This window comes from uncultured Gimesia sp. (assembly GCF_937919775.1).
Lineage (GTDB): Bacteria > Planctomycetota > Planctomycetia > Planctomycetales > Planctomycetaceae > Gimesia.
In genome coordinates this window covers 1-3,612 of the sequence record NZ_CALFPF010000588.1, presented here as the reverse complement: position 1 = coordinate 3,612, position 3,612 = coordinate 1, and the positions used below count along the sequence as shown (strand labels likewise).

The following is a 3,612-nucleotide window of genomic DNA, read 5'->3' as shown; positions in this document are numbered from 1 at the left end:
TTGGATAACAACACCTGGGATATCATTCTGATGTCGATTATGGCGCCTGATCCGCAAACGGCGTTTGAGCACTTCGAACAGATCCGTCAGAAACATCTTGATACTCCCCTTGTGGGCGCCTGTCCGACGCAGGGGACCTTTCATGTGGCCCGTTTTTTGACTGCGGGAATGCGTGCCTATATTATCCGCGATGAAGGGGGGGACTTTATGTTTCTCCTGGAAACGACGCTGCAGAGTGTAGTCGATTCTGTCAAAGCAGAACGCGAGCGATTTGTCTCCGAACGGTTGCGTGAAGAAATCGAGTCCGTGCGGAAACTGCAGGAATCGATTATCCCCAGCGATCTTGTTTCTCCCGACCGGTTTGATGTGACGGCCCGTTATGAGTCTTCGCAGATTCGGGTGTTTGGTGGTCAACCTGTGACGCTGGCAGGGGGGGACTATTACGATGTCTTCATGCTGGACGATGATAATCTGGTATTGTTAGTCGGAGATGCATCGGGGCACGGCATGAAAGCCTGTATGTCGATTATGACAATGCATACGCTGGTCGGCATGATTCGCTCAAACAAGTATTTAGATACTGCTGCATTTGTAGCCGATGTGAATAATCGCCTCTGTAATCAGGCCATCGTGAATGATGATGGCGGTTTTATTACGCTGCTGTATGGAATTCTGAATGCCAAGACCAATGAATTCCAGTGGACGTCAGCCGGAGCGCCAATTCCGATCGTGCATGAGCTGGAGACAAATAAAATCTATGAACTGGGGACCAATGATGATGGAGGTCTTCCGTTAGGAATTGTACCTGACATCGAATATGACATTCACACTTCGTATGTCCCTCCCGACAGCCGCCTGTTGATTTTTACGGATGGTCTGGCGGAAGCGTTTCCCGGAGAAAAAGAGACGTTTGGCGAATTCGGAATTCCCGGTATTATGAAGTCACTGCAGGAGTCCCGCTCAGCCAGTCTGGATTCCGCCCTGGAAAACCTGTTTCGCGACTCCAACGCTTTTACAGACGGATCTGGCAGACACGATGATACCTCAGTTGTATTATTGGGGCGAAAAAATTAGAGTTCCTGTATCGTCTGGCGCGACATGTCTGCTGATTGATATAGGGAAGTTTCATTTATGGCTGCTGATGCAGAGTTAAATCTGACATTCATCGAGAAAAAACTGGGAACTCTGGGACGGATTTCCCTCTACGCGGGATTAGTTGGAGTCTATAGTCTGATTCCCGTGCTCAAAGAAAACAGTAGCTGGCTACGTTTTTTTAATATTTCTGAAGACACCATCCGCTTCATTGAAAGTCTGGGCGACCTTTCTGCCAGCCTGCATGGGATTTTAGGTCTGGTGCTGGGTTTACTGCTGGTTTTCAGAACCAACAGTTCTTACGCGCGCTGGTGGGAGGCCCGTAAATTGTGGGGCCGTCTGGTGAATATCAGCCGGAATATGGCGATCAAATTTCGCGAATTTACCAACTTCGGCAGGGATGAACTCCGGGATCTGGCCGGGATCATTGTTGCTTTTCCGGAAGCGTTGCGAGATCACCTGCGGGAGGATGACGACTTCGCCATGTTTCCGGAGCTGGAGCAAATCGATCCTCCCCCCCGTCATATACCGGCTTACATTGCGGATTTGATCTATCGCAAAATCATTGGCTGGAAACGGTCGGGGGTAATCGACGGCGATGAATTAAGAATTCTGGATACGGAAGTCCGGGAATTAATGGAGATTTGTGGAGGGTGTGAGCGAATCCGCAGAACTCGGCTTTCCCCTTCCTACCGTCTCTTCGTTCGTCACTGTATTACTCTCTATTTGTGCACACTTCCCTGGGGACTGGTCGAAGATTTTGAATTCTGGACGGTCCCCCTCACGGTCATCATGGCCTATTTCATGATTGGCATCGAAGTCATCGCGCACTCGGTGGAAGAGCCTTTCGGCATGGATGAAGACGATCTGGATCTGGACGGTTTATGCATCACGATTCGCTCGACCGTGAATGAAATTCTGGATCGATTCGGGACGCAGACACAGTGAGACCTGCTGACCCGCAACTGCGAAAGCAGGCGGGTTCTTCAGTCAGAGGACGCTGGCAGACGGATCTGGGAAACGGGAGCCGAGGGGCAGGGCTACTCTGTGATCTGTTGCATGAAATTCGAGTAGGCATACCAGTCGGGATCTGTTTCCGTATGGATCTCAATCGAAAGCGGGGGCAGGTCGGCAACTGCTTCATTGAGAATCTGCAAGGCCTGCTCTGAATTTTGCAAGTACCACTGCCATTCACACATCTGGTTTCCCGTGATCAGCATCGTCAGAAAACCGACGCCCGCGTCCTGCCAGGCTGCGACCAGACGCTCTTCAAACTCATTCATGAGTTGCTGATCTTCCGGGCCGGGCATACCTGTTTCATTGGGAGACTGGTAATTCCAGATAATCTCAACTCGGGCAGGAAATTCCGCTGTGGAAATTCCCGGTGGAATGTCCGGTAACAGACGAAACAGGACGGTGAATTCATCCTCCATTGCCGTTGCGGTCAACCATTCCTGCTCTTGTTCGGGTTGATCTTCTATCAACTTTCCATCCCCTGTGATTTTGGTTGTGTCATGAGTGAGACAATAATTAATGTGATAAAACCTAACGGAATTGTGACCAGTCCCGGCTGGCTGAACGGCACAATCGCGTCTTTCGGGTCGAGGCCATAAATTCCAGTATAGGAATCGGCGCTCAACAGAATCCAGGCCAGCGACGAGATCATTCCCGTGAAAATCGCAACGGTGATTCCCTGTTTGGTGGTTTTTGGCCAGAACAGTAACATGACCAGCGCGGGGAGATTCGCAGAAGCGGCGACACTGAATGCCCAGCCCACCAGATAATTCACGTTGAATTTCTCAAACAGAATTCCCAGGATAATCGCAATCACTCCCACGACGACAGATGCAATTTTGGCAACCCGCACTTTTGCAAAATCGTTCATTTCGATTTTCATGAAGCTCGACATCAGGTCATGCACGACCGCGCCGCTGGAGGCGATAATCAGACCGCTGACGGTTCCGAGAACCGTGGTAAAGGCGATCGCAGAAATAATTGCGAACAACCAGTCGCCGATGCTCTTGGCGAGCAGGGGGGCTGCCATGTTCGAATTGGTCACATCCAGCGAGCCGCTGGTCATAGCGCCCAGTCCCATGAACAACGTCAGGATATAAAAGTAACCAATACTTCCAATACCGACGATTGTACTTTTTCTGGCGCTGGCCTGATCTTTAACGGTGTAATAACGAATCAGAATATGGGGCAGCGAAGCCGTTCCACAAAATAGAGCCAGCATCAATGACAGAAAATTCAGTTTTCCCCAAAGATCATCGCCGCGAATGCCGGCAAATTTCGGATGATTTCCCGGGCTAAGCACTTTCTTGCCCGAGGTTGGCTTGGGAAAATAGATTGTGACGACAGAGCCGTCTGCTTCCGAAATGGTTTCGGAACCCCAGAGGATAATCTCGCTTTCCCGGATCGTACTGAGAAATTCGGTCGGTCCGAGGGGTCCTGTTTCCGTCTTATCACCGGGTAACTTGCTGATGCGTCCCACGGGGTAAAAATCGGTCTCTCCCTCCC

The 3,612-nt window shown here is 50.6% G+C and carries 3 protein-coding genes and 1 pseudogene; 2 read left to right on the top strand and 2 right to left on the bottom strand.

Translation table 11 applies throughout. The features are described 5' to 3' along the window. Both Q0294_RS16950 and Q0294_RS16945 read left to right on the top strand, forming a co-directional pair. The coding region (locus Q0294_RS16950) for a PP2C family protein-serine/threonine phosphatase (RefSeq protein WP_299467826.1) at window positions 1-1,074 on the top strand (1,074 nt) is incomplete at its 5' end. Between the two features lie 57 nt (window positions 1,075-1,131). Next, window positions 1,132-2,040, top strand: coding sequence for a bestrophin family ion channel (locus Q0294_RS16945; RefSeq protein ID WP_299467824.1), 909 nt, complete (start codon window positions 1,132-1,134; stop codon window positions 2,038-2,040). Window positions 2,041-2,132: 92 nt separating this feature from the next. On the opposite strand, the gene Q0294_RS16940 is transcribed toward Q0294_RS16945, so the two are convergent. Next, window positions 2,133-2,576 (bottom strand): DUF695 domain-containing protein, encoded by a 444-nt coding sequence (locus Q0294_RS16940; protein WP_299467822.1) that lies wholly within the window; start codon window positions 2,574-2,576, stop codon window positions 2,133-2,135. Next, a pseudogene (locus tag Q0294_RS16935) lies at window positions 2,573-3,612 on the bottom strand (cation acetate symporter); the annotation flags it as partial. The pseudogene Q0294_RS16935 and the gene Q0294_RS16940, both read right to left, overlap by 4 nt.